The sequence below is a fragment of the Neptunomonas concharum genome (assembly GCF_008630635.1).
GTDB lineage: Bacteria > Pseudomonadota > Gammaproteobacteria > Pseudomonadales > Balneatricaceae > Neptunomonas > Neptunomonas concharum.
This window is the reverse complement of the sequence record NZ_CP043869.1, coordinates 1,336,791-1,346,370: the sequence shown is the minus strand read 5'-3', so window position 1 is coordinate 1,346,370 and position 9,580 is coordinate 1,336,791. Positions and strand designations below refer to the sequence as shown.

Sequence of the window (9,580 nt, the reverse complement as noted above, 5' to 3'; positions counted from 1 at the left end):
GGCTTACAACTCCAAAAAGAATTGTACCCGAGTACAGGATAGGCAGAAATTTGAGGTTTTGCAGGATAATTAACAGGGATAAATTGACAGCGGTCAATTTATCCCTCCTTTAGAGAACATCAACAGCACTGTCTACTTAGTGCCTTTAAGCTCCTGGAGACTCATATACTTCTCTAAGACCGACTTGTGACCTTTAAGCCCATCTAAGTTCATATTGATAGATTTAAACCCTGCGAAGACATCTTTACCCCCGCACATAGCCCGAGCCTTTTCTAGAACGTCCGCGCCATAGAGATCATCCAAAACATACTCATAAGCAGTATCTGCAATATTAACAACACACTTAAACGCTAAGACATTACACAAGCAGCGATATAGCTTAGACTTCTCCGCCGAAAGATCTTGCATACAGAGAATTCTTTTACAAATCTCCAACGCTTTCTTCCGCTCATTCAGCGCTAAAGACAATAACAGCTTCAATTCAACAACTCTGAAACCATAAAGCACCTCTCCGCGCGACACCTGAACACCAACAAGTTTAGCAACCTCTAACTCATCCTTAAGCCCTAAAAGATCTAACTGTCTCGATAGCTCGGCGAGCGCCGAATAATTCAAGCTGGAAAGCTCAAAAACCTCCACCCGAAACGGAGCACCTGCATTATTGTTATCCTTTATTAGCTTCTCTACTGGATAGACTTCTGACATACCCGGAACAACCACACGACAACATGGCACCCCTAGGTGCTGGTAATCAGCGATATAGATATCCATATCCACTTTATGAATTAGATAACACAGATGCTCAAACTCCTCACGCGGACCACCCTCTACGTTCCATTCAACAAAAGGGTAATCAGCATCAGACGATAGTAGCTCCCAAGAAACAACACCACTTGAATCAGCCACATGTTTCTCGAGATTATGTTGATCCGCCACTCTCTGAAGATCCAAAGAAGGCTCCGCAAATCCAGACAACTGACTTAACTTTCTACTTTGCAATAACTCTGTTACCGCTCGTTCGAATGCAACTGCAAACTTTGGATGCGCACCAAATGACGCGATACATCCACCGTCTTCAGGGTTAAGCAAAGTTACATTAACAAGAGGAAATTTTCCGCCAAGTGAAGCATCCAATACATAGACTACAAACCCCTCAGACCTCAGTCTGTCGACAACAGACAAAACTTTAGGATAGCCCTGAAGAACATCATAAGGAATCTTCGGTAAACTAATACCTGCCGACAGAATAGTGATCTTTATATGGCGCTCGAAGATTTCCGAAATTGCATTAACCTTCGCCTCGTACTCGCTGCTTCCTGCAGCCATACCATTGCTTGCATATAAATTGCTGAGAATATTGACAGGAAACCAGACCGTCTCACCTGTTTTCTGCCTAATAAAAGGTAAAGCACAAATCCCCCTCGCAGCATTTCCAGAATTGGTATCAACCAACATAGAGGCCGTAAGCTCTTCATCCATATTATAGTGACTGAGAGTAGCCTCATCGAGCAAACCCTCAGGAATAACCTCAGAGCTAAAAGGAAACCAACGCTCATCTGGATAATGAACAAAACTAGAATGCGCTATCGTCTGACCAAGAAAAAGGTCTTTAAAAAAATAGTTGCAGCTCAACCGCTCAAAAAACTCACCATAAGCACTGACTAAGGCTGCCGACTGAGTCATCCCCTTCCCTCTGGCTCTTAACCAAGGAACACTCTTATCTCTAATCTGCACGGACCATATATCAGGTAGAGGATTAAGCCACTCACCTTCTTCTACTTCAAACCCCAGGTGTCGAAGCCTAAGCGACATTACTTTAATAGCATCTTCTTCCAAGATTGCCGAATGCTCAATCGTAACTGTCATATCACATCTCTAAATCGCGCCAGTAGCTGGAATATTCTTCTAGTTATTAATAGCTGTTACTTATGTAGAGGCAAACAACCAAACCCTCACTCAGAGGATGCATTCCAACATATACAGAATACAAATATAAGCTCTACTTAAGGTTATTAAAAATAAGGAGTTTTCTGTTAGTTTTTTTTGAAAATATGCTTGACGAAGTCAACCACCATCACTAATATACGCGCCCACAGGTTAAGTCGTTCCTCGATAGCTCAGTTGGTAGAGCAGTAGACTGTTAATCTATTGGTCGCTGGTTCGAGTCCAGCTCGAGGAGCCAACCTGTAGTTCGGAGCATAGCGCAGCTTGGTAGCGCATCTGGTTTGGGACCAGAGGGTCGCAGGTTCGAATCCTGCTGCTCCGACCACTATCTTCAATAAGTTATCTCGAATAGCACACTTCATCGGAGCATAGCGCAGCTTGGTAGCGCATCTGGTTTGGGACCAGAGGGTCGCAGGTTCGAATCCTGCTGCTCCGACCACTATCTTCATAAGTTATCTCGAATAGCACACTTCATCGGAGCATAGCGCAGCTTGGTAGCGCATCTGGTTTGGGACCAGAGGGTCGCAGGTTCGAATCCTGCTGCTCCGACCACTATCTTCAATAAGTTATCTCGAATAGCACACTTCATCGGAGCATAGCGCAGCTTGGTAGCGCATCTGGTTTGGGACCAGAGGGTCGCAGGTTCGAATCCTGCTGCTCCGACCACTATCTTCATAAGTTATCTCGAATAGCACACTTCATCGGAGCATAGCGCAGCTTGGTAGCGCATCTGGTTTGGGACCAGAGGGTCGCAGGTTCGAATCCTGCTGCTCCGACCAGCAATCGCCTCGTTTAAAACTTTCAGATAAGAAACATTTGCCGCGAAGTTTACTATAATAGCTGATACTCTTTTTCTTTGGCCACTAAAGACACCTATTGAAAAGAATAATATGAGCCATGCATTATGGAGAGCCCAATGTCTGATCAACTACTGCCACAAAAAAGCGAAAACCCTGCATTCGAGGTTACTCGGCATACCAGTAGTGAGACAATGGTTGAACCGCTTCAGCTAGGTAAACGTGTGAAAGAGATTCGTCTTAGCCAAAACCTTACTCTTGAAGAAGCGAGCAAATTAACCGGCCTTGCCAGATCAACGCTCTCAAAAATTGAGAACGAGCAAATATCCCCCACTTTCAGCGCCGTATCTAAACTAGTAAAAGGTTTAGGAATTGATATTCCGCAACTATTTACCCAGCCTTCCAAAACAGCTGGCGCAGGAGGCAGACGAGATATTACTCGCTCCGGGGAAGGCAAACCCCACCCAACACCTACTTACGAGCACGAGTTACTTGCCAACCAACTCACTAGCAAAAAAATGCTACCCTACAAAACCACCGTTCGAGCACGCTCTTTTGAGGAATTTGGCGAATGGGTAAGACACGAAGGTGAAGAGCTACTGTATGTAATCAGCGGCAGTATTATCTTTTATTCAGAGTTTTACGAACCCGTCCCCATGGAAGAGGGAGATAGTGCCTATTACGATTGCGAAATGGGTCATGCGGTCATCTCAACCAGCAAGCAAGACGCTGAAATTTTATGGGTTACCGCCTGACAAGTATTGCCTCACTTTAGACCTGATGTTAAATTAACCCTACATCCTGAGTAGGGCTGACGTCCTCGCCAACCTGCCTTCCTGGGCAAGGTGGTTACCGATATCGGTGATGTGGTCAATTGACAAATATACAGGTGGCCCGTCAAATCCGTCAGCTCTCGGTTTTTATTAAATCTGGAGCGACTTCTCATGTTCGAAGCACATTTACCAACAGCTGATCTATCTGCGAGCACTGATCACCCCCCATCCTTTCAATCAGGGGATGAGCGACTCATCGAGCTTCCCTTATACAACAAACAGCATTTATGCCACACGTGGGTATGGACTGCAAAAGGCAAAAGAAAAGACCAGAGAGGCATCCCCCATGATAGGCTCTTTGTGTATGTGGAATATAAGAATAGCAAGAACACTTCTTGCTACTTAAGCAAAGAACTAAAAGGTGAGTCATTGATCGACCAGCAATTTATTACTTTGCTCGCGGAATCGCTTCACCTACCTGACATAAACGCATCATCCACTCAAAGATGGATCGATCAAAAAATGTTCAAATAAACCGCTCGCAACGCAAAACCATTCTGTACTAAATCGGCCATATATTTTATAATGCTCGATTATATGTCATATCATCCCATCTCGGTTGCGATTGACGCAACTACGATTTACACAGGTTCAATTAGATGTCACTAGACGACCAGCCCGCTTTTTCAGAATTGGGCTTGGCCGCTCCTTTGTTGCAAGTGCTTCAAGAGATCGGCTACGAAACACCTTCGCCAATTCAGGCTGCCAGTATTCCACACCTTTTGGAAGGTAGAGACCTGCTAGGACAAGCACAGACAGGTACCGGAAAAACGGCTGCATTTGCATTACCATTAATGTCACGTATCGACATTAAAAAAACGACGCCACAACTACTCGTGCTAGCACCGACACGAGAATTGGCTATTCAAGTCGCGGAAGCCTTTCAAACTTATGCCCGTCATATCAAAAACTTTCATGTACTGCCTATTTATGGCGGTCAGGCATATGACGGACAGTTAAGACAATTGCGTCGTGGTGTACATGTTATTGTTGGCACACCGGGTCGCGTTATGGATCACATCCGTCGCGGTTCCCTAGTTCTGGACGACCTGCAGGCATTAGTACTGGATGAAGCCGACGAAATGCTACGCATGGGCTTCATTGACGACGTTGACTGGATTTTAGAGCACACACCTGCAACACGACAAATTGCATTATTTTCGGCAACAATGCCATCAGCTATTCGCCGCCTTGCCCTACAGCATCTTAAAAACCCTGAAGAAATTAAGATTGCCAGCAAGACTGCAACAGCCACGACTATCAAGCAACGCTACTGGCGCGTTAGCGGTCTCCACAAGTTGGATGCTCTGACTCGTATTTTAGAGATGCAACAGTTCGACGCCATGCTTGTTTTTGTTCGTACGAAATCAGCAACTATCGAACTGGCCGAAAAGCTGACAGCACGAGGCTACGCTTGTGAAGCACTTAACGGCGATGTATCTCAGCAACTTCGAGAGCGTACGGTTGAACGACTGAAGCAAGGAAAACTCGATATCCTAGTGGCTACTGATGTCGTTGCCCGAGGATTAGATGTTGAACGTATCAGCCATGTCTTAAACTACGACATACCATATGATACTGAGTCCTATGTCCACCGTATCGGTCGAACAGGCCGTGCTGGCCGTGAAGGGGAAGCTATCCTTTTCGTGTCGCCTCGTGAACAGCGCATGTTGCGCATGATCGAACAAGCGACGCGCCAAAAAATTGAACCAATGGATCTTCCATCTGCCGCTGATATCAATACAAAACGTATTGATCGCTTCAAACAACAAATCAGCGATGTTTTGGATAATAAAGATATCTCTCAGTTCTTAGACCTTTTAACTGAGTATCAACATGAACACGATACTGACCCGATGCACATTGCAGCAGCACTTGCCGCATTATTGCAAGGCCAGACGCCATTGCTGATCAATGAGAAAGAGATTCGAAGCCCTAAAGGTTTTGAAGATCGCCCTCCTCGCGAAAAAGGCGAACGTCCAGCACGTAAGCGTCGAGAGGGCCCTGAATCTGATATTGAAATGCAACGCTATTGCCTGTCAGTAGGCCGTGAACACGGTGTTAAACCAGGTAACATAGTGGGGGCGATTGCAAATGAGGCTGATATCGAAAGTCGCTATATTGGTCATATCGACATTCGAGAAAAAGCAACCTTTGTAGATCTTCCTGCAGGACTTCCTAAAGAGGTTGAAGCCCTACTCCAGAAAGCGATGGTCTGTGGCCAACGACTGAGCATCAAGAAAGTCGATGGCGCATCTAAACCGTCTCGAAGTAGTCGCCCATCCAATAAGGGGCCTCGCACTAAGAAGCCGCGCAAAAAGGATTGATCTACCCTAAAAAAGCACCTTTATACTAAGGTGCTTTTTTTATATATCCTTTCTTACAGAGTTACTTAGTCTCCATCTATCATTCGACCCAAACCACCTAATACCGAGCCTTCTCCTTTAGAGCCGCCTCCGGCAGAAGGAGCACTGGCAATAATCCTATCTGCCATACGTGAGAAAGGTAAGCTCTGTAACCATACGGTGCCAGTTCCTTTTAATGTCGCTAAAAATAACCCTTCGCCGCCAAATACCATCGATTTCAGGCTTCCCGCACGTTCGATGTCATAGTCAATCCCATCCGTAAAACCAACAAGACATCCGGTATCAACACGAAGCGTTTCACCATTTAGCTCTTTGCGAATCACCGTTCCCCCGGCTTGAATGAAAGCCATACCGTCGCCTTCCAATGTTTGGAGAATAAAGCCTTCCCCTCCAAACAAACCCGTGCCTAATTTTCGGTTAAAGGCAATATCAATCTTTGTTCCTAAAGCAGCGCATAGAAAAGCATCCTTTTGACACGTTACTCGCTCTCCAAGTTGAGCCATATTTAGCGCAACGATATTACCTGGGTAAGGGGCAGCAAAAGAGACACGCTGCTTGCCACGTCCTTGATTCGTAAAATGGGTGGTAAATACAGACTCCCCTGTCACCATACGCTTACCCGCAGAAAACAGCTTACCCATGAGCCCTTGATCCGGTTCAGAGCCATCGCCCATTTTAGTCTCAAACGAAATGCCTTCTTCCATGTAGGTCATAGCGCCAGCTTCAGCTACCACTGTTTCACCAGGATCAAGCTCGATCTCCACCAGCTGCATCTCAGATCCAAAAATTTCATAGTCGACTTCATGGCAACGCATGTTTACAAATTCCTTAGTTTGTTGATACGTAGATTAGTAAGTAACGCGGATAACTCCACCTCTTTGCAAGAGCCTTACCTGCTCACCAACATTAAAAAATCGCTGATCAGTGACTTCTTGCACAACCGATAGCTCTTCTCCGTTTGTTAACCGAACCGTTACCTCTTGACCTTGCTTGCGCGTAGCATTTTCTTCAATTGCCTGACCTGCCATACCGCCAGCCACAGCTCCAATAACCGATGCAATGCTACTACCTTTGCCTCCGCCAATTGTACTACCTGCAATACCGCCGATAATTGCACCCGCACCCGTGCCTACAATGCCATCAGAGCGCCCCTCAATCACAACAGGAGTAACCGATAGAACTGTGCCATATTTAATATGTTGGACTTGCCGTGCTTCGCTACGGCTATAGGTAGTACCCGTCAAACTGGGGGATGCGCAACCCGTTAACAACACACCCATGACGATCGCTGACGTTATTGTGTTTAAAGTCTTCATTGTATTAATCCCTGTTATTTACCGAGTAGCCTTATAAAGCCTATATTTTGACACCTTCTCCAAAGAATAATTTCAGTTAAGTGAATCAATGCTGACCATACAATCGAGAATATAAACCGTCTTGCTTGATAAGTTCTTGATGATCACCCTCTTCCGCTACTTGTCCATCTTCAAACACATAGACATGGTCGGCCTGCTTTACTGCCGATAACCGATGAGCAACGATAATCGTAGTTCTATTTGCAAGAAAGGTTGTCAGCGCCCCGTGTAATGCGCGTTCTGTCTGCGTATCCAGAGCAGACGTCGCCTCATCTAAAATCACTACTTTAGGCTCTGAGAGCACCATTCTGGCAACGGCAATACGCTGGCGCTGACCTCCGGAAAGCTTAACACCTTGGCGCCCCACAACTGCATCCAGTTCTCCATCCAGCGTTTTAATAAATTCAGCTAATTGCGCGGTTGTTAAAGCATCCCAAAGCTGCTCGTCGCTGAACGCTCGCCCCATACAAAGATTACTGCGAATACTGCCATTAAATAATGCGGGATGTTGTAAAACAGTAGCTACATTATCACGTACAACCGATAACCCGATTCGCTCAACAGGGACACCATTAAAACGTATTTGCCCCGACTGTGGCGTATAGAGACCTAGCAACACTTGAACGAGTGTCGATTTACCGCCACCACTTGCCCCAACCAGCGCAATTTTCTGCCCCGCCTCAATACTCAAAGAGATACCCTTTAAGACTTCAGTGCCATCTTCGTAGCCAAAATGCACATCCTCAATATCAATTGCAATACGTTCCTGGCCCTTAAAGGGGTTTTCTAAGGCAGAGTAGTTGGGTTCTTGCTGCAATGCGAGTATACGATTAAGTCGTTTTAGCGCGGCCTTAGCACCATAATAGGAATACTGCATGCCCAGTACTTCTTGCACAGGCCCCATCATGAACCATAAATATCCAAACACGGCCATCATCTGTCCGATAGAAAGATCGGAAAAGACAACCATCAACATAGATACGGCTCGGAACAGGTCAAAACCCACCAGAAAAATCAGAAAACTAAAGCGCCCTGCAGCTTCACTCTTCCACTCGAAGGCACTGGAATCATCCCTTACCTGCTTTGCCGAGTGCATCAAACTAGAAAGGTAATGCTGCTCTCGATTACTTGCTCGTATCTGTTGTATAGCATCCAATGTTTCAGTCAAGGCGTCTTGAAACAACTCATAAGCACGATTTTCCCGTCGTTTTAACTCTTTGACTCGCTTACCAATTACGGTTGTAAAGTAGATCACCGCCGGGTTGAGAAACATGATGAATAAAGCCAGCTGCCAATGCATCCATAAAAGGATAATCGCTGTACCTATAATCGACAGCGACGCTACCAGCAATCGGCTAACGGAGCTCCCAACAAAACGATCTACCGTATCCAGATCGGTAACAAAGTGAGAGCTTACCGCCCCACTGCCAATGGTTTCGTATTCCGCCATAGCGATCCGCCCTAAACGATTGAGCATTAATGATCGCATTCTGAAAATAATATCTTTAGAAATAATCGTAAACTGGCGCGATTGCCAAACATTGAGTACTAATGCAATTCCCCTCAATAAAACAGTGATGACAAGAATTGCCATGATGTAAAGTATTGGCCCATGCCAATGCTCTGGAAAGAAAGGCTGCAGTGAATTTATCAATACGCCGGGTTGATTGAGCAGAACCTCATCGACCAGCAATGGCATTAACAGAGGCAACGGTACGGAAGCAACCGTTGCTAAAATGGCGACAATGTTAGCTAAAACCAGCTCTTTTTTATGCTCAAGCGCAATATTAAGAATGTAGTTCCAACTAAAAGTGGTTGGTTGCATAGCACCTCAATCCCTATATCTCTGTGCCCGCATATATACCACACTCGTCGTCCTATCGCATCGAAATCACTACGATGACAAATAAAAACACCCGCAGATGCGGGTGCTTTTAGAGCGGTTACGGCTTACTTTGCAGCACGTAACATAGCATACAATTGATCTTTCAAATGCAGTCGCTTAACTTTTAGCTCTTCTTCGGTTTTTGTAGAAGCAGGCTCGATCTCCGCCTCCATTTTTTCTACTTGTTTTGTTACATCATGATACTCGTCGAACAGTTTAGAGAAATGCGCATCACTCATTTTCAGTGAGTGAATCTGTTCGCGGTATTCAGGAAGTTCATGTACTAAATCATGATGTTCAATGCTCATGAGGGGTATTTCCTTGTGGGTTACATTTCTAATTGCTTTTCGATTGTAGTATCACCCGACCAAGCATCCGGTTCATTGACGCCTATCAAAGA

General features: G+C 45.4%; 8 protein-coding genes, 6 tRNA genes and 1 riboswitch. Of the genes, 9 read left to right on the top strand and 5 right to left on the bottom strand.

The features are described 5' to 3' along the window. Positions 1–132: 132 nt before the first annotated feature. Positions 133–1,866 carry a 30S ribosomal protein S12 methylthiotransferase accessory factor YcaO gene (gene ycaO / locus F0U83_RS06300; protein WP_138988723.1) on the bottom strand — a complete coding sequence of 578 codons (1,734 nt, stop codon included), beginning with the start codon at positions 1,864–1,866 and terminating at the stop codon, positions 133–135. 240 nt (positions 1,867–2,106) lie between these two features. Between ycaO and F0U83_RS06295 the strand changes: the two genes are divergently transcribed. From F0U83_RS06295 to F0U83_RS06255, 9 genes are all read left to right on the top strand, one after another. Next, positions 2,107–2,182: transfer RNA gene (locus tag F0U83_RS06295), tRNA-Asn, on the top strand. A 10-nt stretch (positions 2,183–2,192) separates the two neighbouring features. Continuing rightward, a tRNA-Pro gene (locus tag F0U83_RS06290) sits at positions 2,193–2,269 on the top strand. 37 nt (positions 2,270–2,306) lie between these two features. After that, positions 2,307–2,383 (top strand) — tRNA-Pro (locus F0U83_RS06285). Between the two features lie 36 nt (positions 2,384–2,419). Then, positions 2,420–2,496 (top strand) — tRNA-Pro (locus F0U83_RS06280). A 37-nt stretch (positions 2,497–2,533) separates the two neighbouring features. Then, positions 2,534–2,610, top strand: a tRNA-Pro gene (locus F0U83_RS06275). 36 nt (positions 2,611–2,646) lie between these two features. After that, a tRNA-Pro gene (locus F0U83_RS06270) sits at positions 2,647–2,723 on the top strand. 212 nt (positions 2,724–2,935) lie between these two features. Continuing rightward, the gene (locus F0U83_RS06265; RefSeq protein WP_138988736.1) at positions 2,936–3,496 is read left to right on the top strand and encodes a helix-turn-helix domain-containing protein; all 561 of its coding nucleotides are present in this window, start codon (positions 2,936–2,938) and stop codon (positions 3,494–3,496) included. Between the two features lie 36 nt (positions 3,497–3,532). Next, positions 3,533–3,636: riboswitch (SAM-I-IV-variant riboswitch) on the top strand. A 49-nt stretch (positions 3,637–3,685) separates the two neighbouring features. Continuing rightward, entirely contained in the window at positions 3,686–4,048 is a 363-nt protein-coding gene (locus tag F0U83_RS06260) for a hypothetical protein (protein ID WP_138988722.1), read from the top strand. 125 nt (positions 4,049–4,173) lie between these two features. After that, positions 4,174–5,901: a DEAD/DEAH box helicase gene (locus F0U83_RS06255; protein WP_138988721.1), complete on the top strand. Its 1,728-nt coding sequence runs from the start codon at positions 4,174–4,176 to the stop codon at positions 5,899–5,901. Between the two features lie 65 nt (positions 5,902–5,966). On the opposite strand, the gene F0U83_RS06250 is transcribed toward F0U83_RS06255, so the two are convergent. From F0U83_RS06250 to F0U83_RS06235, 4 genes are all read right to left on the bottom strand, one after another. Next, entirely contained in the window at positions 5,967–6,755 is a 789-nt protein-coding gene (locus F0U83_RS06250) for a TIGR00266 family protein (protein ID WP_138988720.1), read from the bottom strand. A 33-nt stretch (positions 6,756–6,788) separates the two neighbouring features. Continuing rightward, positions 6,789–7,256 carry an outer membrane lipoprotein gene (locus F0U83_RS06245; protein ID WP_138988719.1) on the bottom strand — a complete coding sequence of 156 codons (468 nt, stop codon included), beginning with the start codon at positions 7,254–7,256 and terminating at the stop codon, positions 6,789–6,791. Positions 7,257–7,341: 85 nt separating this feature from the next. Next, positions 7,342–9,120, bottom strand: a complete 1,779-nt coding sequence (locus tag F0U83_RS06240; RefSeq protein ID WP_138988718.1) for an ABC transporter ATP-binding protein — start codon at positions 9,118–9,120, stop codon at positions 7,342–7,344. 125 nt (positions 9,121–9,245) lie between these two features. Next, positions 9,246–9,488: an HP1242/YdcH family protein gene (locus F0U83_RS06235; RefSeq protein WP_138988717.1), complete on the bottom strand. Its 243-nt coding sequence runs from the start codon at positions 9,486–9,488 to the stop codon at positions 9,246–9,248. Positions 9,489–9,580: the final 92 nt, after the last annotated feature.